Origin of the sequence: Candidatus Symbiopectobacterium sp. NZEC151 (genome assembly GCF_025962655.1) — a bacterium.
GTDB lineage: Bacteria > Pseudomonadota > Gammaproteobacteria > Enterobacterales > Enterobacteriaceae > Symbiopectobacterium.
Map to the genome: position 1 here is coordinate 298,613 of NZ_JAGFPE010000003.1, position 24,762 is coordinate 323,374.

Below are 24,762 nucleotides of genomic sequence, written 5' to 3' on the forward strand. Positions count from 1 at the left end.
TTACAACGTTACGCCACTTTTAAATATCGCCAGTTCACGGAAATCATTGATCTCGTTTTTCGCCAGCTTTTTGCCATCAGCAATTTGCACGATCATGTCCACAAACTGGGTCAGCAAATCGTCCATTTCCACCCCATGGATCAGGCGGCCGGCATCAAAGTCGATCCAGTGCGGTTTTTTCTGTGCCAACTCGCTGTTGGTTGCCAGTTTCACCGTGGGTACAAAACCGCCGTAAGGCGTTCCGCGACCGGTACTGAACAATACCATATGGCAACCCGCGCCTGCCAGCGCGCTGGTAGCCACCGCATCGTTACCCGGTGCGCTGAGCAGGTTCAACCCCGGCGTATGCAGGCGTTCACCATACTTGAGCACGTCAACCACTTTGCTCTGTCCCGCTTTCTGGGTACAGCCCAGTGATTTCTCTTCCAGCGTGGTGATACCACCGGCCTTGTTACCCGGCGAGGGGTTCTCATAAATCGGCTGGTTGTGCTCGATAAAGTACTGTTTGAAGTCATTGACCATGTGGACCGTTTTTTCAAACGTCGCTTCATCGCGGCAACGGCTCATCAGAATACGCTCTGCGCCAAACATTTCCGGCACTTCCGTCAGCACGGTGGTGCCGCCGTTGGCGATCATGTAATCCGAGAAACGCCCCAACAACGGGTTGGCGGTAATGCCTGACAAACCATCCGAGCCGCCGCACTCCAGACCAAACTTGAGCTCGCTCAGTTTGCCCGGAACGCGTTGGTCGTGACGCATCGTTTCATACAATGCATGCAGACGCTCCAACCCGGCTTCGACTTCATCATCCTGCTGTTGGCAGATCATGAAAGTAACACGTTCTGCGTCATAGTCGCCTAACGTGGTGCGGAATGCGTCTACCTGATTGTTTTCACAGCCAAGTCCAATCACCAGCACCGCACCCGCGTTGGGGTGACGCACCATGTTTTGCAGCATGGTACGGGTGTTTTCATGGTCTTGCCCTAACTGCGAGCAACCAAACGGGTGGGTAAACAGGTACACCCCGTCAATGCCTTCAGCATTGTTGGTTTCTTTCAGGAAGCGGGTCTGGATCTGACGCGCTATGCCGTTTACACAGCCCACGGTCGGCAGGATCCACAGCTCATTACGCACCCCGACATCACCGTTGTTACGACGGTAGATCTGTACCTCACGATCGGCCATCTGTGCCGGCAGCGTCATGAATTCCGGCTGGTACTGATACTCATCCAGATCGCTCAGGTTGGTCTTGGCATTCTGGGAATGAATATGCTGCCCCGATGCGATAGCCGCTAACGCATGACCGATTGGCAAACCGTACTTCACGATCATCTCGCCCGGTGCGATGTCATAAAGCGCAAATTTGTGTCCGCGCGCCACCGGCTGCGGCAGCGTCACCGTGACGCCGCCCGCCGCTACCGTTTCGCCTTGCTCAACATCACGCAACGCAACGGCCACATTGTCCAGCGCATGGATTTTGATGATGCTTTGCATCGATAAATCTTCAGCCATTAACAATACCCTTCTACTGCCGCTCTCATGCCGCGATCGACGATCGCTTGCAGTTGCTGCGTAACCTGTTCTACCAATCCCGGCACCTGTGTCAGATCCTGTTCCCAGTGATCCGCATCGCTCAGCACGGTGGTAACCAGCGCTTGCAGCGAGGTGGTGCGATCGTTAACGCCGTGCCACAGGGTGCTATAGCGTTCCAGCCAGTGCGCATCATCTTGCAGCGGATAGGCTTCACCGTTGCGATCGCCGCGGTAGAACGCGATCAGCGCTGCCAATGCAAAGGTCAGACGCGCCGGTAATGCCCCTTTCTGCTCACGGTAGGCCAGCAGTTGCGGCAGGATACGGGTGCGGAATTTCGTCATGCCGTTCAGGGCAATGGATAACAACTGGTGCTGAATAAACGGGTTACGGAAACGGCTCAGTACCGCTTGGGCAAAGGACGTCAGCTCATCGTGCGGCAAATCCAGCACCGGAACGATCTCTTCGGCAATGGTTTTTTCCACAAAGCTGCTGATTTGCGCATCATTCATGGATTCGCCCACGGTATCCAGCCCGGCCAGGAAGGCGACCGGCACCAGCGCGGTGTGTGCACCGTTCAGAATCGCCACTTTGCGTTCTTTGTACGGCTTGATATCGTCAACGATGCGGATATTCAGGTCCAGCTTGTCGAGGCGCAGCTCTTGTGCCAGCGATTGCGGCCCCTGAATCACAAACAGGTAGAAGTATTCAGCGGTATCCCAGAAGGTATCCTGGTAGCCCATTTCCTGTTGCAGCGCTTCCACTTCGGCGCGCGGGTAGCCCGTCACAATACGGTCAACCAGCGTGGAGCAGAAGGTGTTGTTTTCGTTAATCCAGGTGACAAAGGCCTGCGGCAGTTCCCACTGCGCGGCATAGCGCAGCACCAGTTCTTTCAGTGCAACGCCGTTATAATCGATAAGTTCACACGGCAACAGCACCCAGCCTTTGTCGGCAGCACCGTTGAAGTGGTTGAAACGCTCAAACAGCAGGCGCGTCAGTTTTGCCGGATAGCTGACCGGCGGCGTATCCGTCAAACGATCTTCGGCGTGATAGCTGATGCCCGCTTCGGTAGTGTTGGAGAACACGAAACGAATATTGGCGTCATGTGCCAGTGCCAGATACTCGTCAAACTGACGGTAAATGTTGATTTCACGGTTAACAGAGCGGATCAGGCGCGGTTCACGCACCGCTTCACCCTGCTCATTCAAACCGCGAATGATTGTGGTATACAGCCCATCCTGAGTGTCTAATGAAGGCGGAAAATCGGTATCAATCGGACGAACGATCACCACACCCGCATCCAGATCGGTATGTTCGTTTAGCAAATCCAACTGCCAGTCGACGAACGCGCGCAGAAAGTTACCCTCACCGAATTGGATAATACGATCAGGATGTTGACGACCAGGGAAGTCACGACGATTCAATGTTTGCATTAAGAAGCTACCTCAGGACAGGAAGTGCGATCGGGGTCAGGTTGTTACCGCCCTGTCACCTTGCCCACGATACATGTCAAGGCGCGCGCACCTGCGCGCGCCCACGGTCTTATAATTCGATGGCGAAATAGTTTTTAGCGTTATCGAAACAGATGTTTTTCACCATGTCGCCCAGCAGGTTGATGTCTGCCGGTGCTTCGCCGTCTTCTACCCAGCGGCCGATCATCTGGCACAGGATGCGACGGAAATACTCATGGCGAGTGTAAGACAGGAAGCTGCGGCTGTCGGTCAACATACCGACAAAGCGGCTCAGCAGGCCCAGTTGCGCCAGCTGTGTCATTTGACGCTGCATGCCGTCTTTCTGATCGTTGAACCACCAGCCAGAACCAAACTGCATTTTGCCTGGCATGCCTTCACCCTGGAAGTTACCGATCATGGTGCCCAGCACTTCGTTATCGCGCGGGTTCAGGCAGTACAGAATGGTTTTCGGCAGCAGGTTTTCTTCATTCTGCTTGCTCAGCAGGCGAGACAGTTCTTGCGCCAGCGGACGGTCATTGATGGAGTCGAAACCAACGTCTGGCCCCAGCAGTTTAAATTGACGCAGGTTATTGTTACGCAGTGCACCAATGTGGTACTGCTGTACCCAACCGCGACGCGCATATTCCGCCCCCAGCCATACCAGTACGGCCGTTTTGAACTGCGCCACTTCCACATCGTTCAGCGCAGCACCGCCCAAACGACGAGACAGAATGCCATCCAGCGTCGCTTCGTCGGCTTCGGCAAACAACACCACGTCCAGCGCGTGGTCAGAAACTTTACAGCCGTGCGCAGCAAAGTGATCCAGACGCTTGGTCAGCGCGGTCTGCAAATCGCTGAAACGACGAATATCGGTATCAGACACTTCGCCCAGTTTCGCCATGTAGTCATTAAAGGTCGCCAACTCGATGTTGAAGGCCTTGTCCGGGCGCCAGCTCGGCAGCACTTTGACGTTAAAGCTGCCATCCGCGGCGATGGCTTTGTGATGGCGCAGATCGTCAATCGGGTCGTCAGTGGTGCCGACCATTTTCACGTTCATCTGCTGCATGATGCCGCGCGCGGTAAATTCATCACGCTCCAGCAAGGCGTTGCAGCGATCCCAAATCTCTTTCGCCGTACCCGGTGCTAACAGCGTACCTGTTACACCAAACGGGCGGCGCAGTTCCAGATGCGTCCAGTGGTACAGCGGGTTACCAATGGTGTGCGGTACGGTTTCTGCCCAGGCGGAGAATTTCTCCCAGTCGCTGGCATCACCGGTACAAAGACGCTCCGGCACGCCGTTAGTACGCATGGCACGCCATTTGTAGTGATCACCTTTTAACCAGATGTCATACAGGTTTTTAAAGCGGTAGTTTTCTGCAATCTGTTCAGGCGGCAAGTGGCAATGGTAATCAAAAATAGGCTGATCAGCCGCATAGTCATGATACAAACGACGAGCAAATTCGCTGTCTAACAGAAAATCTTCGCTAAGAAACTGGGGCATACTCTTCTTCCTCACCGTGCGCTCAGGCACAACATTGGCCTTTGTTGAAAGATATCACACCAATTATGCTGGATATCTCATATCATTAGTGAGGTCATGATCGCAAAAAATCATACGCCTGGCAAATTGGTCAGGACACCGCGCAGCAAGCTCTCAACACAGGCCGATATCGAACAAATTTTAGCAATTCCGCATAAATATAATGGTTTTGTGATGTCACTCAACTTTTAAAGTTGTATGACAAATTATTGTAGCGCCGTCTTGAACCGGTATTCAATCTCTATTCCATTCCCAAGAGAAAAAATTCTGGTCCAAATCAAAAGCAGGTTTCAAGAGAGTAAAAGGCGGCAAGGCGTCCTTATCGATGCGCCTTGCCACCTTCCTAAAAGTAAGCGCATATGACGCCACAAACCTACTCCGTTACTGAAACTCTGCGATTGCGCCCTTCTGGGAGGTGCGCTAGCCAACCTTGTTGGCTAATACGACACCGGTTGTTAGCACAGCTAGCGGCACGGTGTTATTTTTTTGACTCGGAGAGAAAACACAAATGCGTAAAATCAAAGGGCTACGTTGGTATATGATCGGGTTGGTGACCATTGGCACCGTGCTCGGTTACCTGACACGTAATGCTATCGCCGTTGCCGCCCCGACGTTGCAAGATCAGTTACATATCACGACACAGCAATACTCCTACATCATTGCTGCCTATTCCGCCTGCTATACCGTCATGCAACCTGTCGCCGGTTACGTGCTGGACCTGTTGGGCACCAAAGTCGGCTACGCCATGTTCGCCATCCTGTGGGCTATTTTCTGTGCCAGTACGGCAATGGCAAACAGCTGGCAAGGTCTGGCGCTGTCGCGTGGTTTGGTCGGCATGGCCGAAGCCGCCATGATACCTGCGGGCCTGAAGGCGAGCAGTGAATGGTTCCCGGCCAAAGAGCGTTCCGTTGCCGTAGGTTACTTCAACGTCGGTTCCTCGATCGGTGCCATGATCGCGCCGCCGTTGGTGGTTTGGGCCATCGTGATGCACAGTTGGGAAATGGCCTTTATCATCACCGGTGCCTTGAGCATGGTGTGGGCACTGTGCTGGCTGGCGTTTTATAAACACCCGAAAGACCAGAAAAAGCTGACCGATGAGGAACGCGATTACATCCTGAATGGTCAGGAATCTCAGCATCAGTCGAATAATGCCAAGAAGATGTCTGCCTGGCAGATCGTGCGTAACCGCCAGTTTTGGGGTATCGCACTGCCGCGTTTTCTGGCTGAACCGGCTTGGGGCACGATTAACGCCTGGATCCCGCTGTTTATGTTCAAGGTGTATGGCTTTAACCTGAAAGAAATCGCCATGTTTGCCTGGCTGCCGATGTTGTTTGCCGACTTTGGCTGTGTGCTGGGGGGTTACATGCCGATGCTGTTCCAGAAGTATTTCAAAGTGAACCTGATCGTTTCGCGTAAAATGGTGGTCACGCTGGGTGCGGTATTGATGATTGGCCCTGGGATTATCGGCCTGTTCACCAGTCCTTATGTTGCTATCGCGCTGCTGTGCGTAGGTGGATTTGCGCACCAGTCGCTGTCCGGTGCCTTGATCACGCTCTCTTCTGACGTGTTCGGTCGTAACGAAGTGGCTACCGCTAACGGGCTGACCGGCGGCGCTGGCTGGCTGGCGAGCACCCTGTTTGCCCTGGTGGTTGGCGCATTGGCAGACACCATCGGCTTCGGTCCGCTGTTCGCCGTGCTGGCAGCCTTTGACGTGCTGGGTGCCATTCTGATCTGGGTCATTCTGCAAGACCGTCCTGCGGTGCAAGCAGAACAACCAGCAACGCTCGAGGCGGCACAGCAGCATTAATCACTGCCTGTCTCGCGGTTAAACCCGTCTTGATGCCCGATAACCCCGGTTATCGGGCGTTTTTATTGCAGGCTGATAATGCATAACTGTGACCTTGATGTTGGTCGGCTACACGAATAAGTGGTATAACAAATCTCGACGCGATGGTTTTCTCAGCCTTTTTTCGCCCCTGTGGTGAGGTTGCGGCGCAGGAAAGTCGCAAGGAAAGGTTCCCCATTTACGGACCGTCATCTATTAAAGAGCAAAGATATGGCACTCACTGAGCCCCGTCGACTATACCAACAGTTAGCCGCAGAACTTAAACAGCGCATCGAAAGTGGCGTTTATCTTGTTGGCGAGAAATTACCCGCCGAACGCTACATTTCTGAAGAGATGAACGTCAGCCGCACGGTAGTGCGCGAGGCGATCATCATGCTGGAAGTGGAAGGCTACGTCGAGGTGCGCAAAGGCTCAGGCATTCATGTCATCTCCAATCAGCAAAGTCATCGCGTCCCCAGTGGCAGCGATATCGAGTTTGTCACTGCCGGACCGTTTGAGCTGTTGCAGGCACGCCAGTTAATCGAAAGCAATATTGCCGAATTTGCGGCGACTCAGGTGACGCGTCAAGACATTGTCCAATTGATGGAGATTCAGGAATATGCGCGTCAGGAAGACCGTTTCCGTGATTCCGAGTGGGATCTGAAGTTTCACATTCAGGTGGCGTTAGCGACACAGAACTCCGCCATGGCCACTATCGTGGAAAAAATGTGGAGCCAGCGGATACACAACCCCTACTGGCTTAAATTGCACGAACACATTGACGACCGTTCGATAGAAAGCTGGTGCGAAGAGCACGATCAAATCCTTAAAGCATTGATCCGCAAAGATCCCTACGCCGCCAAGCTGGCGATGTGGCAGCACCTGGAAAACACCAAGCAAATGCTGTTTCGTGCCACCACCGATGACTTCGAATTCAACGTTGACCGCTATATGTTTGCCGAAAATCCCGTCGTGCATCTTGAGCCGATCACTGCGCACAAATCCTGAGCACCCGCACAAAAAAACCTGTCGCCTCTGTCACTTAACAGAGGCAAAAACGTCTGAAAATACCCGTTAGTGTCAAAAAATGTAAAATCGGGCGCAAAAAAACCTTTTCTCTCAAATAGCAGCGATAAATCTCACATTTTCCTGTGATAATTCTCTATCTCAACCTTTAGGCTTTTGTTACAGTTAGAAGCTCTTTTTAACGCTTAATCCGGTATTTCCGGCGTTACTGCCGCCAAGACGCAACAATACACGTTCGTCGGGCAAAATGGATTAAGCTAATGAGATAGATGAACATCGGTATGTTCTACTCTAACAGCGCTCACCATGGCGAGCCGGTGTACATAATGACCCTTGCAGTCGGTGTATTTCATCGCCGATGGGCCACGTAGCATGCTGTTGTGTTAGGAATACCGAATGGAATTAATTAAAGAACTTGTTAATGCGCTTTGGCACCAAAATTTCGATATTCTCGCTGACCCCAAACTGGTTTGGACGCTCTATTTTATTCTGTTCATGATCCTGTTTTTGGAAAATGGTCTGTTACCCGCGGCCTTTCTGCCCGGAGACAGCCTGCTGGTATTGGTCGGCGTGCTGGTTGCCAAAGGTACGATGAATTATGCATTCACTATTGCGTTGTTAACCACCGCCGCCAGCCTTGGCTGCTGGGTAAGCTATATTCAAGGGAAGTGGCTGGGGAATACCCGGGTAGTACAAGGCTGGCTCTCTCATCTCCCCGCACACTATCACCAGCGTGCGCATCTGTTGTTCCACCGTCATGGGTTGTCCGCGCTGCTGGTTGGCCGTTTTCTCGCCTTTGTTCGCACGCTGCTGCCTACCATTGCCGGGCTTTCTGGGCTGGACAATACGCGCTTTCAGTTTTTCAACTGGATGAGCGGGCTGCTGTGGGTGTTGATCCTGGTGTCGCTCGGGTTTGCGATAGGCAAGACGCCGCTTTTCATGAAGTATGAAGACGAGTTGATGTTTTGCCTGATGATGTTGCCACTGGTGTTATTGTTCGTCGGTCTGTTCGGTTCACTGCTGGTGTTGTGGCGTAAGAAACGCGCCGACAATGCTGGAAAAGGGAACTAACGTGTTATTCGGTTGGCGTTATCTGAAAGCCATCTGGCGCATGATGATCCTGGTGATGCTGCCGATTATCCTGCTGACCCAGACACCGAGCCGTCAACAGGATGAAACGTTGCTGCAAATTTTTCCTCACCATCAGGGTGCCCCGCTCCCTGATGGCTTTTACGTTTACCAGCGTCTTAATGAGCGTGGTATCGCCATCAAAAGCATTACCCCTGCGCCGGACAGTCTGATTGTCAGGCTGGCTTCATCGGAGCAGACCTTTGCCGCGCGTGAAGCACTCCGATCCTCGCTTCCGCAGGCAAAAATCATCACTCAGCAGCCGCCTAAGCCCGTTCCTTTCTGGCGGCAAAAGCTCACGCAAAAAACTGCAACACTGGGGTGAAATGATATGAAAAAAGTAGCCGTTTTCCGTGGATTTGTTATCGCAAGTCTGGCGTTCTGCACCATCAACGCCTATGCCGCTGACGCAAAAGTACCGCCAGCAGGCACCTGCGCAGCCAAAGCCTATGATATCGAACAGCAGTTGGCGCAGGCTCGCCAGCACCGTAACGCAGGCCAGATTCAAGGTCTGGAAACAGCGCTGCGCAGTGTGCAAACTCACTGTCAGGATGATGACCTGCGCGTCAAACGTCAGCAAAATCTGGCTGAGAAACAAGCGAAAGTCGCGGAGCGAGAAGCGGAATTACGCGAAAGCCAGCAATCCGGTGCCGATGCGGACAAGATTCAAAAACGGCAGGGAAAACTCGCCGAAGCCCAGCAAGACTTGCGTGCGGCCCAGCAGGAAATCACCGCTGCCGGTGGGCAGTAATCCATCAGGTTCCGCTGGTATTGATTGCCGCCCACCCCATGTTCATAGACCCAGGTTGGGCGCGTTTTATGGTATTACCCAGCGCTTACAGCAGCTTATCAGAATTATCTCGTCCCACTTCGCCATTCCAATCGTAAAAGTTGAGCTATAGTTAATACTCGTTATTTATCCAAAAGGAGTTAATCATGGCTAAAGATCAACAATCTGAACTGTTGCGCAATGAGTTGAAATCACTGGCGGATACCCTGGAAGAAGTCTTGAACTCCTCAAGCGATAAATCCAAAGCGGAATTGGAAAAATTACGCAGCAAAGCGGAAAGCGCACTGAAGGACACGCGCTCACGGTTAAGTGAAACCGGCGAACGTATCGTTAACCAGACCAAAGAAGCTGCTGATTACGCGGATGACTATGTTCGGCAGAACCCGTGGACCGGCGTAGGTATCGGCGCTGCGGTAGGGGTTGTGCTGGGCGTTTTGCTGGCACGCCGCTGATTGACGGGAGTTCAGTAATTTTTTATGACTGAAAAACAACGACAGGGCCCCGCTAGCGGGGCTATTGCTTCAGCGCAGCGTATCCTGACGCTGCTTGTCGGCATTGTGGAAACGCGCCTTCGTCTGGTTGTCATTGAGTTAGAAGAAGAAAAGAATCATCTGTTGCAGCTGCTGCTGCTCACCGGACTCACCCTTATTTTCGCCGCATTCGGTCTGATGAGCCTGATTGCACTGATTATTTGGGGTCTGGAGCCAGAATACCGTTTGTTGGCATTAGCCTGGATCACCGCCACGCTGCTCGGTCTGGCACTGATTATCGGCCTGTGGACACTCGCCAAGGCGCGTCGCGCCACGCTGCTCAAAGCCACGCGTAAAGAACTTCGCACCGACAGAGCGCTGCTGGAAGAGGAGGAAAAATGAATCGTCAGCAGCGCCGGGAAGAAAAGACCCGACTGTTACGCCAGATTGAGCAGCAGCGTATCGATGTGATTTATGAAAGAAGAGTGTGGCTGGAAAAAACAGCCCGCTACGATGGTTACTGGCTGCGCATCATGGCGTGGCGTCGCTACTGGCTTCTCGCTTCCGGCGCTGCGGCGCTGTATGGCGTGCGCCACCCAAACCGGCTGATTCGTTGGGCCAGACGCGGCATTGGCCTGCTGGGAACACTACGGCTTCTGCGCAAAACGCTGTCGCCCCGCTAGGCACCACGGATTGCTGGCACATATTCAGATTTTCTGAAAAAAACAGACAATTTAACTCGCTGGAATCCAAATCATTTCCCCCATAGTATTTGCTCCATACCGGATGTGCAGATGATATCCCCAGAGATATCCTGCTCTAGAGCGGCATACAGACCTGTTGCCAGCCCCCCTTTCCCTTGGAGACAAATGATGAAAAATTTAGAAAATACTGCGCTGCTTATCGCTCGCATCTTTATGCCAATCCTGTTCATCGTGGCAGGTTACGGCAAACTGGGTGATGCTTATGCGGGCACCGCGCAATATATGCAGGCGATGGGCGTTCCGACTTTTCTGCTGCCGCTGACCATTCTGCTGGAACTGGGCGGTGGCCTGGCGGTGCTGTTCGGTCTTCTGACTCGCACCGTAGCCCTTTTCACAGCGGGATTCACGCTGCTGACTGCCCTGCTGTTTCACACTAACTTTGCCGAAGGTGTAAATCAGTTGATGTTCCTGAAGAACCTGACCATCGCAGGCGGTTTTCTGCTGCTGGCAGTAACGGGTCCGGGTGCTTTCAGCATCGACCGTATTTTGAATAAAAAGTGGTAATACCGTAGTTTTATACCAAAGCAGTCTGATGCCAACACCAGGCATACCCTCTCGCACCAGCGGCGCAGTACTCTGCGCCCTGGTTTTTACATTGATGATGGAGGACCTATGGGACAACTGATCGATGGCGTATGGCACGATACCTGGTATGACACCAGCAAGACAGGCGGTCACTTCAAACGTACCACAGCGCAGTTTCGCCACTGGATAACGCCGGATGGCGCGCCGGGCGTTACGGGCGAAGGTGGCTTCGAGGCTCAAGCCAACCGCTACCACCTCTATGTTTCGCTCGCCTGCCCCTGGGCGCACCGCACCTTGCTGATGCGTCAGCTTAAAGGGTTACAGGAACATATCGGCGTGTCCGTGGTGCATCCGCTGATGTTGGATCATGGCTGGACTTTCGGCATCGATTTTCCTGACACCACCGGTGACTCACTCTATCAGCACGAATTTCTCTATCAGCTCTACCTGCATGCCGATACCGATTACAGCGGACGCGTTACCGTTCCGGTACTGTGGGACAAAGCGCGCCACACCATCGTCAGCAACGAATCCGCTGATATTATCCGCATGTTCAATTCGGCGTTTGATGGCATTGGCGCAACGCCCGGCGATTACTACCCGGAGGCGCGGCGTACGCAAATTGATGCGTTAAACGAATGGATTTACCCCACCATCAATAACGGCGTGTACAAAGCGGGATTTGCGACCTCGCAAAGCGCCTATGATGAAGCGGTCAATGGCGTATTCGAGGCATTGGCTTCGTTGGAAGTCCGTCTGGCGCAACAGCGTTACCTGACAGGCAACGCATTGACTGAAGCCGATATTCGGCTGTGGACCACGTTACTGCGCTTCGATCCGGTCTACCACACTCATTTCAAGTGTGACAAACGTCGGCTGGCAGACTACCCGAATCTGTTTGGGTTCCTGCGCGATATTTACCAAATTCCTGGCATTGCGGATACCGTGAACATCCCACATATCCGCCATCACTACTATCGCAGCCACGGTACCATCAATCCGCACGGCATTATTTCCATCGGGCCAGAAAACGACCTGAGCGCGCCGCACGGGCGCGACAGATTTAATGAGCGGACGGTTTAATCAGCAAACGATCGTCGCGAGCAGCACATCACGCCTGGTTCAGCGCTTTGGGCAATTCGCGCAAGAACCAGGATTTTGCCTCGCCCATGCTGTCACGACGCCAGGCCATGATAATCTGGCTCTCCATGGAATATTCCGGGCTGACAACCCGCAAGCGCCCTTCGGCAATATCCCTGGCGACCATCGGGTAAGGCATGGTGGCAACGCCCAATCCCGCCAACAGCGCGCGGCGTTTATCATCAATTGAACTCACCGTTAAACGCTGCTGCTTATCCAACAGTTGCACGGTCAATACCGGGCGTTCACGCGCGGTATCCGCCACGGCAATCCCGCGATATTTAATGCGAGTCACATCCGACAGGGGCTCAGGCTCCTGATGAATAGGGTGGTCCGGGCTGGCAACGTAAACGTTGTTCATGGTGTATAGCTTGCGCGTATTCACTTCGGAAGAGGCGCGAAAGTGCATATCAGGGGCAATCACGATATCGGCCCGCCCCTGCTCCAGACGCTCCCAGGCACCGGCCAGCACCTCGGTCAGCAATGACACTTGGGTATTAGCCTTCAGCGCCAGCTTATCCAGCAGGGGAAACAACTTCTCGGTAGGGATCAGCGCTTCAACGACAATGGTGATATGGGTTTCCCAGCCGCGTGCCAGCGCTTCCGCATCGGTGGTGAGTTTATCCGCCGCTTCGAGCAGGATTCTTCCCCGTTCGAGCAACATCCGGCCCACGTTGGTAAATTTAGTGCGGTGACCTGAGCGATCAAAAAGCACGACGTCGAGCTCTTCTTCCAGCTTCTGCATGGTATAGCTCAGCGCCGACGGCACGCGCCCCAGCTCATCAGCCGCCGCCGCAAAGCTGCCACGGCGATCGATGGCGTCCATCACTCGCAGCGCTTCCAGCGTTAATGCCCGATCTTTTGCCATTTATTCACTCATTCAGGAATTTTGAATATACCCACCAGATTAACTAGCTAACAATCCAACGTCCACACAATTACTATCTGTTTAGTATAATTTTTGAGGTGCAGAACCATGATCACATGCAGAACAGCGGAACAGTGCGGTCAAGCTGACTACGGCTGGCTGCAAGCGCGCTACACCTTCTCCTTCGGCCATTATTTCGATCCTGAACTGTTAGGCTTTGCCTCACTGCGCGTGTTGAACCAGGAAGTCCTCAAGCCAGGCGCGGCATTTCAGCCACGTACCTACCCGCAGGTCGATATTTTAAATATTCTGTTGCAAGGTGAAGCGGAATATCGCGACAGCAACGGCGGGCATATCCGCGCAAAAGCGGGTGACGTCTTGTTATTGGCGGCACAGCCAGCGGTAAGCTACAGCGAGCACAGCATCAGCGATGAAACGCCGTTGACGCGTTTGCAACTGTGGTTCAATGCCTGCCCGTCACGGGAAAACAGCGCGTTGCAACGGCTTGCACTGTGCAATGCAAAGGTCAAACTGCTCGCCTCACCGGAAGGTGAAAACGGCAGCCTGCAACTTCGCCAGCAGGTTTGGGTACATCATCTGCAACTCGATGAGGGTGAACAGCACACCTTTACGCTCAACGGCAACCGCGCCTACTTTCAGGTGATTCACGGTGCGATGGAAGCCATGACGCCGCAAGAGAACGCAACGGTATTACAGTGTGGAGACGGCGCCTTCATTCAGCAGGAAAAACAGCTGACTATCCGCGCCAAAGCCCCGTTGCGCGCGCTGCTGATCGATTTGGTTGCCTGAGTCGCTTTCTCGGCGCTTTGATGGATTATCACAGCGCACCCCGCGCCTTACATGGTAAGATGGAGGACGTGTTCATCATCAAGCGGTAGGATCAGGCCAATGGATTCAAGCGACCAAGACAAACTCCTTGCCCAGGCGGAAAGCATTTGCCAGCAGCGCAATGTACGCCTTACGCCACAGCGACTCGAAGTGCTTCGGCTGATGGCACAGCAACACGGCGCGATCAGTGCTTACGATCTGTTGGATCTGCTGCGCGCCTCAGAACCACAAGCAAAACCCCCTACCGTATACCGCGCGCTGGATTTTCTGCTGGAGCAAGGGTTTATCCATCGTGTGGAATCGACCAACAGCTATGTCATGTGTCACCACATTGAAGAGCATAGCCATACTTCAGCGCTGTTTATTTGCGATCGTTGCGGGCAAGTTACGGAACGCCAGACGGAAGGCATTGAAGCCATTCTTCAGCAGTTGGCACAAAGCGCTAATTTCACGCTGCGTCACAGCGTGGTCGAGGCACACGGCCTGTGCGAAGCCTGTCAGGAAGTGGCTGATTGCCGTGAACACGGGCACTGTCACCATGACCATACGGTGCCCATCAAGAGTGCGAAACCCGGACGTTGATCTGAAAGGCTGATACATCACCGACAAGGCTTTCCCTGAAAGAAACGCCCTGTCGGCTAACGGCGTTTAGCTCCACTCACCGTTGCGGATAACACCGACGGCCAATCCTTCAATGCTGAAGCTCTGCTCACGCAAATCAACCACGATGGGAGAAAATGCGTCATTCTCCGCCAGAAGTTGTACGGTGTTACCTTGACGTTTCAAGCGCTTAACCGTCACTTCATCCTCAATGCGCGCCACCACTACCTGGCCGTTACGCACCTCTTGGGTTTTATGCACGGCCAGCAAATCACCGTCTAATATACCGATGTCTTTCATAGACATACCGCTGACGCGCAGCAAAAAGTCGGCGTGCGGTTTGAACATGGCCGGATCGACCTGATAGTGACACTCGATGTGCTCTTGCGCCAGCAGCGGCTCACCCGCGGCGACACGGCCAATCAGCGGCAGTCCAACATTTTCTTCTTCCATCAACAGGCGGATCCCGCGTGATGCGCCGGAGACGATTTCAATCACGCCTTTGCGCGCCAGCGCCTTCAGATGCTCTTCCGCTGCGTTCGGTGAGCGGAAACCCAGTCGCTGGGCGATTTCGGCACGCGTTGGCGGCATGCCGGACTGCGCAATATGATCGCGAATCAGATCATAGACCTGCTGCTGTCTGGTTGTTAATGCTTTCATCCCGCCCCCTGGTTGTTTATACAGTTTATCTGTGAGTATATACAGGTCATCGCGGCTTGGGAATGACAGAGAGGCAAATACCCGTGTTTTTATGAGCGTTGCCCCAAAATCATGCTGAAATCACCCCAGGATGAGGGGCCAGAGAATGCTGACCCAGACAATGCCGGCAAACACCAAGGCCACAAACACGGCCGCCGATCCGATATCCTTGGCGCGCCCGGACAGTTCGTGATGCTCGGTTCCCACGCGATCGACAACCGCCTCAATGGCGCTGTTGACCAGTTCCATCAGCACCACTACCACCACTACGCCAATCAGCAATAGCCGCTCCAGCAGTGCTACGGGCAGCCAACACGCGACCAGCACCGCTACGACCAGCAGCATCAGTTCTTGTCGAAATGCAGCTTCGTGCTGCCATGCCTGTTTCAGCCCTTTGAGGGAGTACCCGGTTGCCTTGATAATCCGAGTTACCCCGGTAGCCTTATTCATGTTTTTTCACCCGTTTATCAGAGATTTTTTGCAATTTTCCCGTAACACCGTTGTCTCACACCACAGATCTCCCTTGTACTTTCTGGTATCCTTGCGGCGCATTGCTACTCAAGAGGCTTCTGGTTGTTATGTCCGGCTGGCGTAAAATTTACTATAAATTACTGAATTTCCCACTCAAATTGTTAGTGAAAAGCAAGATAATTCCTAACGATCCCGTGGCGGAGTTAGGGCTAGATCCTTCTCGCCCCATTCTTTATGTGCTGCCTTATAACTCACAGGCGGATTTACTGACGCTGCGCGCAAAATGCCAAGCGTTAGAACTGCCGGATCCGCTGGAACCCACGGAAATTGACGGTGTGTCGCTGCCCAGCCACGTATTTATTAACGATGGCCCACGCGTATTCCGCTATTACACGCCGAAGCAGGAATCCGTCAAACTGTTCCACGATTATCTGGATCTGCACCGCAACAATCCCTATCTCGATGTGCAGATGGTGCCCGTTTCTGTCATGTTTGGCCGCTCTCCGGGCCGTGAAGGACAGCACGGTGCCACGCCGCATCTGCGTCTGCTCAACGGGATTGAGAAATTTTTCGCCGTTATCTGGCTGGGACGCGACAGCTTTGTACGCTTCTCCAGCATCGTGTCGCTGCGTCACATGGCAACCGAACACGGCACCGACAAAACCATAGCGCACAAACTGGCGCGTGTCGCACGCATGCACTTTGCCCGTCAACGCCTGGCCGCCGTAGGCCCGCGTTTGCCGGTACGTCAGGAGCTATTCCATAAGCTGCTGGACTCGAAGGCCATCAAGAAAGCCGTTGAAGATGAGGCGCGCAGCAAGAAAATCTCCCATGAGAAAGCGCAGCAAAATGCTATCGCCCTGATGGAAGAGATCGCCGCGGACTTCTCTTATGAAGCCGTGCGGCTGTCGGATCGCATTCTGAGCTGGACCTGGAACCGCCTGTATCAAGGTATCAACGTACACAATGCCGAGCGCGTACGTCAGTTGGCGCAGGATGGCCATGAGCTGGTCTACGTGCCTTGCCACCGTAGTCACATGGACTACCTGCTGCTCTCCTATGTGCTTTACCACCAGGGTCTGGTTCCCCCCCATATCGCGGCAGGTATCAACCTGAATTTCTGGCCAGCAGGACCGATTTTCCGCCGTCTGGGTGCTTTCTTTATTCGCCGGACCTTCAAAGGCAACAAGCTCTACTCCACCATTTTCCGTGAATATCTCGGTGAGCTGTTCTCTCGCGGCTACTCCGTTGAGTACTTTATGGAAGGGGGGCGTTCGCGCACCGGCCGTTTGCTGGAGCCCAAGACCGGCACGCTGGCCATGACCCTTCAGGCGATGCTTCGCGGTGGTACGCGCCCCATCACGCTGGTGCCGATTTATGTGGGTTATGAGCATGTGATGGAAGTGGGCACCTATGCCAAAGAGTTGCGCGGTGCCACTAAAGAGAAAGAAGGCTTGATGCAGATGGTGCGCGGGTTACGCAAACTGCGCAATCTGGGGCAAGGCTATGTGAATTTTGGCGAGCCACTGTCGCTGACGCCTTACCTCAATCACCATGTGCCGCAGTGGCGCGAGGCGATCGATCCGATTGAAGCGCAGCGCCCTACCTGGCTCACGCCTACCGTGCAGAATATTGCCGATATCATCATGGTGCGCATTAACAACGCCGCAGCCGCCAACGCCATGAACCTGTGCTCCACCGCACTGTTGGCATCACGTCAGCGCGCGCTGACCCGTGAACAAATGCATGAGCAACTGGACTGCTATTTGCAATTGCTGCGCAACGTGCCTTACAGCAAAGATGTCACTGCGCCGAAAAAGACGGCGCCGGAACTGCTGGAACACGCGCTGGCAATGAACAAATTTGAAGTTGAACAAGACAATATTGGCGAGATCATCATTCTGCCGCGCGAACAGGCCGTGTTGATGACGTATTACCGCAACAACATCCAGCATTTGCTGGTGCTGCCATCGATGATCGCCAGCATTATCATGCACCGTGGCAGGATCACGCCGGATGAATTAACACGACAAATGTCGTTGATTTACCCGTTAATTCAAGCCGAACTGTTCTTGCATTACAGTAAAGAGGCACTGCCTGCGGTCATTGAAACGTTAACCACGGAGCTGGTGCGTCAGGAACTGATTGTCATCAAACAAGATGCGCTGGTGCTAAATCCGCTGCGAATTCGCACGCTCCAACTGCTGGCTGCCGGTGTGCGGGAAACCCTGCAACGCTACGCGATTACGCTGTCATTACTCGGCGCTAACCCGGAAATGAACCGCGGTACCTTGGAAAAAGAAAGCCGCAATATGGCCCAGCGTCTGTCGGTGCTGCATGGCATTAACGCGCCTGAGTTCTTTGATAAAGCCGTGTTCTCAACGCTGGTAGCCACGCTACGTCAGGAAGGCTACATCAGCGACAGCAGCAGCGTGGATACGCGCAGTACACTGGAGCTCTATCGTATTCTGAGCGATTTAATCACACCGGAAGTCAGGTTGACGATTGAAAGTGCCAGTACACCGGCCAGCGCAGAACCGGAAGACGAAAAGCAGGAAGTAGCGCAAGCGTAGTGTTGCGTTAAAGCACCATCCGTTACCGCTTTACTCCGGCATCACACGCCCTGTGTGATGCCGGGGACCATCACAGCCCCAGCACAATTCCCGCAAACAACACCATGCCCACATAGTTATTGTTGAGGAACGCACGGAAACAGGCATCGCGCTCACGCCCGGCGGTCAGCCATTGCTGATAACCAAAAAGACCAGCCGCCATCAGCACCGTCAGGAAAAATGCGGCGCCCAGCTTCATTTGCATGCCTAGCACCACCATCAACGCCAGCATGCTCGCCTGCAACAAGCCGATGATCAAGGTATCAAAGCGCCCGAACAGAATAGCGGTGGATTTGATGCCAATCTTGAGATCATCATCGCGATCGACCATGGCATATTGCGTGTCATAGGCGACAGTCCAGCAGATGTAGGCTAAAAACATGATCCAGGCGCTGGCGGGCAGCGATTCGCTGACTGCGGCATACGCCATGGGGATCGACCAGCCGAAGGCTGCGCCCAACACAAACTGCGGCAGATGGCTGACGCGTTTCATGAAGGGGTATATCCATGCCAACGCCAACGCCGCCACGGAGAGCCAAATGGTCATCCGATTCAACGTCAGCACCAGCGCAAACGCCAGTAGCACCAAAACGACAAACAGCACTTTTGCCGATTGCTCGCTCACCAGGCCGCTGGGTAAAGGGCGAGACGCGGTACGTTTGACATGCCCATCAAAATGGCGGTCGGCGTAATCATTGATCACACAGCCTGCCGCGCGCATCAGAAACACCCCCGCGACAAACACCAACAGCGTCCACGGTCTCGGCACACCGCCACCCGCCAGCCATAATGCCCAGAGGGTTGGCCAGAGCAACAGCAGGGAACCGATCGGCCTATCAATTCGCATTAACCGACAGTAAGCGCCCCATTTTCCCGCTGTCATACTTCGTTCCAACGTCATTTCTCCTTAACGGTTACCCTGGTCAACGCCTTGAAAATGATACGCAGGCGACGAGGGCAAAAACAATTCTGTCAGCAGTATCGGCTGATTAAACAAACGCAAACGGGATCGCCGAGCCCACAGGTTTTCACAGCGTCCAATGTGTATGTAATCGCGTTGCAGGGAGTTCTGTTTGAACAGATAGCGCCCGAGCGGTGTATTACCAAGCGTAGTCAACGCGGACACCGAGGTGTCAAGGGCTGAGGGCGGAATCAGCGTTCTGGCGGCCACCCAGGGCTGTCCATCGCCGTAGATTATCACCTCTCGCAGCCAATAACGCGCGCAGTCAGGCAACTCGTGCTGTTCATCACCCAGCATCTCAGCCGCAACGTAACCATTATAGTACGGCACCACCGTCAACTGTGTGCAATGTCGTTCCAGCCGCTGCGTCATCGAACCGGTCTCTGTCAGCCAGGTATCGACGGGGGATGGTAACGCCATCGGCGTTTCTTTTAACCAATCGGTCGCGTGCAACCATTCTATGGTGCGCAGCAGTGTTAGCGCTGCATCGGACATATCCCTACTCCAATGGTGGCTGTTGTAACGCACAAAACATCACGCCTCAGCACACCCCGCCACCGTTGGGTGCGCAATATGATAACATTTTTTTAATCTTTGACAGCGCGCTGGCAAGATTTGATCGCCGTTTGCTCAGAAAAAAGACAAAAATGGCGCATAAAAAAACACTATCTGGCGCTATACCAGATAGTGTTTACGTTGAGCGTAAAAGCGTGTTGATGCTATCCACCCGGGCCTCAGCGCAACGCGCCAGTGCCCGGCGTTGATTACATCATGCCGCCCATACCACCCATACCGCCCATGCCACCCATACCGCCAGCAGCACCTAAATCGCCTTTATCTTCTTTCGGCAGGTCGGTAATCATACATTCGGTAGTGATCATCAGGCCTGCAATGGATGCGGCATATTGCAGTGCAGAACGGGTTACTTTGGTTGGATCCAGAATACCCATGTCGATCATGTTGCCGTAAGCTTCGGTTGCGGCGTTGTAACCGTAGTTACCTTCGCCTGCTTTCACGTTGTTAGCCACAACGGAAGGTTCTTCACCGGCATTTTCCACGATTTGACGCAGCGGTGCTTCCATCGCGCGCAGCGCAACACGAATACCCACGTTCTGATCTTCGTTTTCAGCTTGCAGATTGCGAATGGCATTGGCTACGCGAATCAGCGCTACACCACCACCGGCAACCACGCCTTCTTCAACGGCAGCACGGGTCGCGTGCAGCGCATCTTCAACGCGTGCTTTCTTCTCTTTCATTTCGACTTCAGTAGCCGCGCCGACTTTGATAACGGCAACGCCGCCCGCCAGTTTGGCAACGCGCTCTTGCAGTTTTTCGCGATCGTAATCGGAAGTCGCATCTTCAATCTGCTGACGAATCTGACCAACACGACCCTGGATAACCACTTCATCACCCACACCGTCGATGATGATGGTGGTGTCTTTGTTGATCACAACGCGTTTTGCCTGACCCAGATCTTCCAGGGTGGCTTTTTCCAGTTCCAGACCGATCTCTTCAGAGATAACGGTACCGGCAGTCAGGGTTGCGATGTCTTGCAGCATGGCTTTACGACGATCGCCGAAGCCAGGTGCCTTCACGGCAGCCACTTTAACGATACCGCGCATGGTGTTCACCACCAGCGTAGCCAGCGCTTCACCTTCAACATCTTCTGCGATGATCAGCAGCGGTTTGCCTGCTTTGGCAACGGCTTCCAGTACCGGCAGCATTTCACGGATGTTGGAGATCTTTTTGTCAGCCAGCAGGATGAACGGGCTTTCCAGCTCAACGGAACCGGTTTCCGGTTTGTTGATGAAATACGGGGAGAGATAACCGCGATCGAACTGCATCCCTTCCACAACGGCCAGTTCATCTTGTAAGCCGGAGCCTTCTTCGACGGTGATAACGCCTTCTTTGCCCACTTTCTCCATGGCTTCAGCGATCAGTTTACCCACTGTGTCATCAGAGTTGGCAGAGATGGTACCGACCTGAGCAATGGCTTTGGTGTCAGCGCAAGGTACGGACAGTTTTTTCAGTTCTTCAACCGCAGCGATAACCGCTTTATCGATACCGCGTTTCAGATCCATCGGGTTCATGCCTGCGGCAACGGCCTTCAGACCTTCGTTCACGATAGACTGTGCCAGTACGGTTGCCGTGGTGGTGCCGTCGCCCGCTGCGTCGTTCGCTTTGGAGGCCACTTCTTTCACCATCTGTGCGCCCATGTTTTCGAACTTGTCTTCCAGCTCGATTTCACGCGCTACGGACACGCCGTCTTTGGTAATAACCGGAGAACCAAAAGATTTATCCAGGACGACGTTGCGGCCTTTCGGGCCTAAAGTCACTTTTACTGCGTTCGCAAGAACGTTCACGCCGCGCAGCATTTTTACGCGCGCGTCATTGCCGAATTTTACGTCTTTAGCTGCCATGGTTTATTTCCCTTAAATTCGTTCGATTCAGATGATTACGCTTCAACAATCGCCAGGATGTCGCTTTCAGACATGATCAGGACTTCTTCGTTGTCGATCTTCTCGGCTTTCACGCCATAGCCATCATTAAAAATGACGATATCGCCAACTTTCACATCCAGCGGTTTTACGTCGCCGTTTTCCAGAATGCGGCCATGGCCCACAGCCAGTACTTCACCACGGGTAGATTTAGCCGCAGCAGAACCGGTCAGAACAATACCGCCAGCAGATTTGGACTCGACTTCTTTACGCTTGACGATCACGCGGTCATGCAATGGACGAATTTTCATTGATAGCTCTCCTTTGAGAAAGTCCATATCAGTTTGGGATTAACGCCGGGTACATTTTGATACCCGCCTTGTGAGTTTCTAAGTGGGGACGATTCGCTTCCCTTCAAGGGAGAAAAAGGTTTTTTTTTGCGATAACGATGGAATTCTGATAATGAAGAATAAAAATTAGATATAAAACAGATGTTTAATATCTTTTTCTTAATCAGCATCATTTGTCTTGATCGTCTCTATGCTCGAGGTTTTTACGGTCATCATCTTTGCGATAGTACTCACCGTCAAAGGTGTTGCCGTTGTTGCCGGACGATGCGGTGCCAGCGCCACGCCAAATGTGCAGATGAGGCATCAGTTTAACCGTCAACCGCTTTTGCAACGGGGGCAACAACAGCAGCAATCCCAGGAAGTCAGTGAAAAAACCGGGCAGCAGCAGCAAAAAGCCCGCCAATACCAGCGATACGCTTTTGACCATTTCCGCCGCAGGGCTCTCTCCCGCCGCGATTTTCTGCTGCATTTGAATAAACGTTTTCACCCCTTGATTGCGCACCAGAGAAACGCCAATACAGGAGGTAAACACCACCAGCAGCAACGTCACCGCGACGCCCAGAACTTCCGCAACGCGGATGAACAGCGAAATTTCGATGTAGGCAAAAAGAAAGAGTAGGAATAGCGGTAACCAGCGCACTGGATTCTCCTGATTTATTTAACTGTTTGTTATAAAACGAACAAAACGATCGATATCCGCCTGAGTCACAGGCTGCCGTCATCTGTTATGCATCCGGCCATCATGAAGACCTATCACCAGAGATCCAACATCAACCCTTATAATTTAATGAAGTGGTAGCGCAAGCGAGGATTTTCAACCTGTAGATGGAAAATTTCGTTGCGCAATAATCACCAGTGACCACTATCACAATTTATTTACTTTATTAATTACACATCTTCATTGAGTGATCGAAACTACGCTTTTGGGATTCTATACAATATATCATCACCCCAGCGGAGGCAGTTATGGTCAATCGTTCTGCGACTGTTGCCTGTGGTGATACATTTTGTGGTAACACCCTCGTGATAATAACTCGCGTTTATTGGCACGATTATTGGTTAACACGCTTTTTTGTTAACACCAAGGTGGTTAGCAAAACGCGTTCTCATCAAGTTGCAGGATTCAAGAGAAGGCTCTCATGTCAGACAACATCCGTATTGAAGAAGACCTGTTAGGTAACCGTGAAGTTCCCGCCGATGCCTACTATGGCATTCATACCCTGCGGGCAATTGAAAATTTTTACATCAGCAACCACAAAATCAGCGATATTCCCGAATTCGTGCGTGGCATGGTGATGGTCAAAAAGGCCGCTGCCTTGGCAAACCGCGAGTTGAAAACCATTCCCCGCGCGATTGCCGATACTATTATCCGTGCCTGCGATGAAGTGCTGAACAACGGCAAATGCATGGATCAGTTCCCGGTTGATGTGTATCAGGGGGGAGCGGGCACCTCGGTGAACATGAACACCAACGAAGTGCTGGCTAACATTGGTCTGGAGCTGATGGGCCATAACAAAGGTGAATACCAGTATCTCAACCCTAACGATCATCTGAACAAGTGCCAGTCCACCAACGACGCCTATCCCACCGGCTTTCGTATTGCGGTGTACAGTGCCATCCTGACGCTGATAGACGCCATCACCCAGTTGGCTGACGGCTTCGAGCGCAAGGCCAAAGAATTTGAAACCATCCTGAAGATGGGGCGTACCCAGTTGCAGGATGCAGTGCCGATGACGCTGGGTCAGGAATTCCACGCATTCTCTGTGCTGCTTTACGAAGAAAACAAAAACCTGCTGCGCACCGGCGAGTTGCTGCTGGAAGTGAATCTGGGCGCAACCGCTATCGGCACGCGGTTGAACACACCGGACGGTTACCAACAGTTAGCCGTGCAGCGTCTGGCAGAAGTGAGCGGCCTGGCGTGCGTACCGGCTGAGGATTTGATCGAAGCCACCTCCGACTGCGGCGCTTACGTGATGGTGCACGGTGCGCTGAAACGTCTGGCGGTGAAGATGTCGAAGATCTGTAACGACCTTAGGCTGCTTTCTTCCGGCCCGCGCGCTGGCCTCAATGAAATCAACCTGCCGGAATTGCAGGCAGGCTCTTCCATCATGCCCGCTAAGGTCAATCCGGTGGTGCCGGAAGTGGTCAATCAGGTGTGCTTCAAGGTGATCGGCAACGACACCTGCGTCACCATGGCCTCTGAAGCGGGTCAGTTGCAGCTCAACGTGATGGAGCCGGTGATCGGCCAGGCGATGTTTGAATCTATCCATATTCTTACCAACGCCTGTCACAACCTGCTGGAAAAATGCGTTAACGGCATTACAGCCAACAAAGCGGTGTGTGAAGCCTACGTGTTCAACTCCATCGGCATTGTCACCTACCTCAACCCGTTTATTGGCCACCACAATGGCGACATTGTCGGCAAGATTTGCGCCGAAACCGGTAAGAGCGTGCGTGAAGTGGTGCTGGAGCGCGGTCTGCTGACCGAAAGTGAACTGGATGACATTTTCTCGGTACAAAACCTGATGCACCCGGCCTATAAGGCCAAACGTTACACGGATGACAACGACGCGTCTTAAGCGTCCAATCGGTTAGCACAGCGCGCCTCACCATCGGGTGCGCTCGCGTTACTCCTGACAGGCACGTCGGCATTTTGCGGGCGTGCCTTTTTTATGGCCTCAGGTTTGCCCATAACCATAAGAATTTCTTATCTAAAAAAGGAGCA

Annotated in this window: 25 protein-coding genes; 14 read left to right on the forward strand and 11 right to left on the reverse strand. The window is 53.2% G+C overall.

Annotation, left to right across the window (positions count from 1 at the left end; translation table 11 throughout):
* From J5067_RS12085 to uxaC, 3 genes are all read right to left on the reverse strand, one after another.
* A complete protein-coding gene (locus tag J5067_RS12085) occupies positions 1-1,494 on the reverse strand; it encodes a UxaA family hydrolase (RefSeq protein WP_264644368.1) in 1,494 nt (497 codons plus the stop codon).
* A 17-nt stretch (positions 1,495-1,511) separates the two neighbouring features.
* Positions 1,512-2,963: a tagaturonate reductase gene (locus J5067_RS12090; protein WP_264644010.1), complete on the reverse strand. Its 1,452-nt coding sequence runs from the start codon at positions 2,961-2,963 to the stop codon at positions 1,512-1,514.
* Between the two features lie 109 nt (positions 2,964-3,072).
* The gene (gene uxaC / locus J5067_RS12095) at positions 3,073-4,482 is read right to left on the reverse strand and encodes a glucuronate isomerase (protein WP_264644009.1); all 1,410 of its coding nucleotides are present in this window, start codon (positions 4,480-4,482) and stop codon (positions 3,073-3,075) included.
* A gap of 547 nt (positions 4,483-5,029) precedes the next feature.
* Here uxaC and J5067_RS12100 point away from each other — a divergent pair.
* The 10 genes from J5067_RS12100 to J5067_RS12145 all read left to right on the forward strand — a co-directional run bounded on the left by J5067_RS12100 (position 5,030) and on the right by J5067_RS12145 (position 12,132).
* Positions 5,030-6,328, forward strand: coding sequence for an MFS transporter (locus J5067_RS12100; RefSeq protein ID WP_264644008.1), 1,299 nt, complete (start codon positions 5,030-5,032; stop codon positions 6,326-6,328).
* A gap of 249 nt (positions 6,329-6,577) precedes the next feature.
* Positions 6,578-7,354: a transcriptional regulator ExuR gene (exuR, locus tag J5067_RS12105; RefSeq protein WP_264644007.1), complete on the forward strand. Its 777-nt coding sequence runs from the start codon at positions 6,578-6,580 to the stop codon at positions 7,352-7,354.
* Positions 7,355-7,768: 414 nt separating this feature from the next.
* Positions 7,769-8,443, forward strand: coding sequence for a DedA family protein (locus J5067_RS12110; RefSeq protein ID WP_264644006.1), 675 nt, complete (start codon positions 7,769-7,771; stop codon positions 8,441-8,443).
* 1 nt (position 8,444) lies between these two features.
* Positions 8,445-8,825, forward strand: a complete 381-nt coding sequence (mzrA, locus tag J5067_RS12115) for an EnvZ/OmpR regulon moderator MzrA (protein WP_264644005.1) — start codon at positions 8,445-8,447, stop codon at positions 8,823-8,825.
* A 6-nt stretch (positions 8,826-8,831) separates the two neighbouring features.
* Positions 8,832-9,251: a DUF1090 domain-containing protein gene (locus tag J5067_RS12120; RefSeq protein WP_264651212.1), complete on the forward strand. Its 420-nt coding sequence runs from the start codon at positions 8,832-8,834 to the stop codon at positions 9,249-9,251.
* A 185-nt stretch (positions 9,252-9,436) separates the two neighbouring features.
* Positions 9,437-9,742, forward strand: a complete 306-nt coding sequence (locus tag J5067_RS12125) for a YqjD family protein (RefSeq protein WP_222159365.1) — start codon at positions 9,437-9,439, stop codon at positions 9,740-9,742.
* Between the two features lie 24 nt (positions 9,743-9,766).
* The gene (locus J5067_RS12130) at positions 9,767-10,162 is read left to right on the forward strand and encodes a phage holin family protein (RefSeq protein ID WP_264644003.1); all 396 of its coding nucleotides are present in this window, start codon (positions 9,767-9,769) and stop codon (positions 10,160-10,162) included.
* Entirely contained in the window at positions 10,159-10,443 is a 285-nt protein-coding gene (locus J5067_RS12135) for a YqjK-like family protein (RefSeq protein WP_264629437.1), read from the forward strand. Before J5067_RS12130 ends, J5067_RS12135 begins: the two co-directional genes overlap by 4 nt.
* A gap of 189 nt (positions 10,444-10,632) precedes the next feature.
* Complete coding sequence (locus J5067_RS12140; protein WP_264644367.1) at positions 10,633-11,028, forward strand: DoxX family protein; 396 nt, start codon at positions 10,633-10,635, stop codon at positions 11,026-11,028.
* Positions 11,029-11,136: 108 nt separating this feature from the next.
* Positions 11,137-12,132 carry a glutathione S-transferase family protein gene (locus tag J5067_RS12145; RefSeq protein WP_264651213.1) on the forward strand — a complete coding sequence of 332 codons (996 nt, stop codon included), beginning with the start codon at positions 11,137-11,139 and terminating at the stop codon, positions 12,130-12,132.
* A 28-nt stretch (positions 12,133-12,160) separates the two neighbouring features.
* On the opposite strand, the gene J5067_RS12150 is transcribed toward J5067_RS12145, so the two are convergent.
* Positions 12,161-13,057 (reverse strand): LysR family transcriptional regulator, encoded by an 897-nt coding sequence (locus tag J5067_RS12150; RefSeq protein WP_264644000.1) that lies wholly within the window; start codon positions 13,055-13,057, stop codon positions 12,161-12,163.
* Between the two features lie 108 nt (positions 13,058-13,165).
* Here J5067_RS12150 and J5067_RS12155 point away from each other — a divergent pair, with 108 nt between their 5' ends.
* Positions 13,166-13,867, forward strand: coding sequence for a pirin family protein (locus tag J5067_RS12155; protein ID WP_264643999.1), 702 nt, complete (start codon positions 13,166-13,168; stop codon positions 13,865-13,867).
* A 99-nt stretch (positions 13,868-13,966) separates the two neighbouring features.
* A complete protein-coding gene (zur, locus tag J5067_RS12160; RefSeq protein ID WP_264643998.1) occupies positions 13,967-14,488 on the forward strand; it encodes a zinc uptake transcriptional repressor Zur in 522 nt (173 codons plus the stop codon).
* A gap of 66 nt (positions 14,489-14,554) precedes the next feature.
* On the opposite strand, the gene lexA is transcribed toward zur, so the two are convergent.
* Together lexA and J5067_RS12170 are read right to left on the reverse strand one after the other, a co-directional pair.
* Complete coding sequence (gene lexA / locus J5067_RS12165; RefSeq protein ID WP_264643997.1) at positions 14,555-15,166, reverse strand: transcriptional repressor LexA; 612 nt, start codon at positions 15,164-15,166, stop codon at positions 14,555-14,557.
* 120 nt (positions 15,167-15,286) lie between these two features.
* The gene (locus J5067_RS12170) at positions 15,287-15,655 is read right to left on the reverse strand and encodes a diacylglycerol kinase (protein ID WP_264643996.1); all 369 of its coding nucleotides are present in this window, start codon (positions 15,653-15,655) and stop codon (positions 15,287-15,289) included.
* A 128-nt stretch (positions 15,656-15,783) separates the two neighbouring features.
* Here J5067_RS12170 and plsB point away from each other — a divergent pair, with 128 nt between their 5' ends.
* Positions 15,784-18,249, forward strand: a complete 2,466-nt coding sequence (plsB, locus tag J5067_RS12175) for a glycerol-3-phosphate 1-O-acyltransferase PlsB (RefSeq protein ID WP_264643995.1) — start codon at positions 15,784-15,786, stop codon at positions 18,247-18,249.
* Positions 18,250-18,319: 70 nt separating this feature from the next.
* Here plsB and ubiA read toward each other — a convergent pair whose 3' ends face one another.
* The 5 genes from ubiA to J5067_RS12200 all read right to left on the reverse strand — a co-directional run bounded on the left by ubiA (position 18,320) and on the right by J5067_RS12200 (position 22,677).
* Positions 18,320-19,183 (reverse strand): 4-hydroxybenzoate octaprenyltransferase, encoded by an 864-nt coding sequence (gene ubiA, locus J5067_RS12180; protein WP_264644366.1) that lies wholly within the window; start codon positions 19,181-19,183, stop codon positions 18,320-18,322.
* 12 nt (positions 19,184-19,195) lie between these two features.
* Positions 19,196-19,744, reverse strand: a complete 549-nt coding sequence (gene ubiC, locus J5067_RS12185; protein ID WP_264651214.1) for a chorismate lyase — start codon at positions 19,742-19,744, stop codon at positions 19,196-19,198.
* A gap of 269 nt (positions 19,745-20,013) precedes the next feature.
* Positions 20,014-21,669: a chaperonin GroEL gene (gene groL / locus J5067_RS12190; protein WP_264643993.1), complete on the reverse strand. Its 1,656-nt coding sequence runs from the start codon at positions 21,667-21,669 to the stop codon at positions 20,014-20,016.
* Positions 21,670-21,704: 35 nt separating this feature from the next.
* Positions 21,705-21,998, reverse strand: a complete 294-nt coding sequence (locus J5067_RS12195; protein ID WP_195312573.1) for a co-chaperone GroES — start codon at positions 21,996-21,998, stop codon at positions 21,705-21,707.
* 208 nt (positions 21,999-22,206) lie between these two features.
* A complete protein-coding gene (locus tag J5067_RS12200; protein ID WP_264651215.1) occupies positions 22,207-22,677 on the reverse strand; it encodes an FxsA family protein in 471 nt (156 codons plus the stop codon).
* Between the two features lie 499 nt (positions 22,678-23,176).
* Here J5067_RS12200 and aspA point away from each other — a divergent pair, with 499 nt between their 5' ends.
* A complete protein-coding gene (gene aspA, locus J5067_RS12205) occupies positions 23,177-24,616 on the forward strand; it encodes an aspartate ammonia-lyase (protein ID WP_264643991.1) in 1,440 nt (479 codons plus the stop codon).
* The last annotated feature ends 146 nt before the right edge of the window (positions 24,617-24,762 follow it).